The organism is Vibrio sp. Vb0888, assembly GCF_033338835.1.
GTDB lineage: Bacteria > Pseudomonadota > Gammaproteobacteria > Enterobacterales > Vibrionaceae > Vibrio > Vibrio alginolyticus.
Map to the genome: position 1 here is coordinate 1 of NZ_JAWOTL010000133.1, position 1,385 is coordinate 1,385.

Annotated in this window: 1 protein-coding gene and 1 pseudogene; both read right to left on the minus strand. The window is 45.8% G+C overall.

The window, feature by feature from the left end:
• Positions 1-169 precede the first annotated feature (169 nt).
• On the minus strand, positions 170-1,174 hold the full coding sequence (gene ltaE, locus R7P72_RS24445; protein WP_318110889.1) for a low-specificity L-threonine aldolase: 1,005 nt from the start codon (positions 1,172-1,174) through the stop codon (positions 170-172).
• A gap of 23 nt (positions 1,175-1,197) precedes the next feature.
• Positions 1,198-1,385: pseudogene (locus R7P72_RS24450) on the minus strand (hypothetical protein); the annotation flags it as partial.

The window sequence follows — 1,385 nt, forward strand, 5'->3', positions numbered from 1 at the left end:
GCTTTAACTTTGCCTTTCTCAGCATCGCCAAAAGGATTGGCATAAACGGTGGAGGTAAAAATAAGAGACGTTAAAAGGAGGGTTCTTAGCATTATGGATTCTCGATTTAGCGATAATTGACCGTAGAATAAAGCTTCCCCCAAGGGGAAGCTCAATGATCAAAATCAATCTAAAGCAGAGATTTAAGGCTCGATAGGAAGGTTTGAATATCTTCAGCAGAGATGTCTTTGTGTGTGACAAAGCGAATTGGGTTTCCTGGGCTGATGATGATGTTTTGTTGCTTGAGTTGCTCCGCGATGCTTTGGATATCGACTTTAGCATCCAACTTAGCAAACACAATGTTGGTTTGAACGAAGTCAGGATTTACCGAGAAACCCGGTAGTTCAGCTAAACCTTCCGCCAATGCTTTTGCATTGATGTGATCTTGCTTTAATTGCGCGACTTGTTCCGTGATCGCCAGTTTACCTGCTGCCGCTAGAATACCTGCCTGACGCATTCCGCCGCCGACCATCTTTCTTAAACGGCGAGCTTTCGCGATGTATTCCTTGCTGCCAAGCAGCAGTGAGCCAACGGGTGCCGCAAGACCTTTCGATAAACAAATCGTCATGGAATCAAAGTATTGACCAATATCTTTGACGGGAACATCGAGCGCAACAGCTGCGTTAAACACGCGGGCACCGTCGAGATGCAGGTTCAGATTGTGTTTATTAACGAATTCACGAGCTTCCGCTAAGTAAGACAGTGGGGTCACTTTACCGTTGATGGTGTTTTCTAAACTTAGCAGACGAGTACGAGCAAAGTGCGCGTCATCAGGTTTAATTGCTGCCTCTAATTTGTCAAATGGCAACGTGCCATCTGGATTGTTTTCTATTGGTTGAGGCTGGATAGAACCCAGTACCGCTGCGCCACCTGCTTCATATTTGTAATTGTGCGCTTGCTGGCCGCATAAATATTCATCGCCACGCTCACAATGTGCCATTAACCCTAAAAGGTTTGCTTGCGTGCCAGAAGTGGTAAACAACGCTGCCTCAAACCCTGCTAATTCAGCCGCGAATTGCTCTAGCTCGTTTACGGTAGGATCGTCACCATAAACATCATCGCCAACAGGGGCGCTGAACATTGCTTCGCGCATAGCTTGGGTGGGTTGAGTCACTGTGTCTGAACGAAAATCCATGAATATCTCCTTGGTCCAAATTCCTAAATGTATCCGCAAAGGCGAGCTTTGCTTAAGCAAGCGATGGTTTTGGCATCGGTAATGGTGCCATCAATAATTTTTTCTTCGAGCTGTTCTCGTGACAATGTCACGACTTCAATCACTTCATCGTCGTCACACTCGTAGCGATTGGTTTTGGCTAAGTGTTCGGCGACAAACAAATACTGAATTT

Bases quoted from the DNA above. Each gene is read 5' to 3' on its own strand.
- ltaE (WP_318110889.1), bottom strand. From the start codon at position 1,174: ATGGATTTTCGTTCAGACACAGTGACTCAACCCACCCAAGCTATGCGC.